Source organism: Bacillus cereus group sp. BfR-BA-01524, from assembly GCF_022662595.1.
Lineage (GTDB): Bacteria > Bacillota > Bacilli > Bacillales > Bacillaceae_G > Bacillus_A > Bacillus_A thuringiensis_S.
Window position 1 is genome coordinate 1 of sequence record NZ_JAKUDW010000426.1, and the last position, 235, is coordinate 235.

Below are 235 nucleotides of genomic sequence, written 5' to 3' on the forward strand. Positions count from 1 at the left end.
ATTGGCTTCCATGACGGATTAGTTTGAGGATCCTTTTCTTGAGATACTGTTTTTTCTTCCTCTTTATTTTCATTTCCGTTCGTTTTTACCGATTTTTCTACTTTTTGTTTCTCTTCTAACTTTGTTGCTTCTTTATCTTCAGTTTTCTTCTCTTCTATCTTTGCTGTTTCTTTATATTCAGTTTTCTTCTCTTCTATCTTTGTTACTTTCTTTTCTTGAGCAATTGCTTTCGTTG

General features: G+C 31.9%; 1 pseudogene. It reads right to left on the minus strand.

The annotated features are described in order from the left end of the window. Positions 1–235: pseudogene (locus tag MR170_RS32895) on the minus strand (YrrS family protein); the annotation flags it as partial.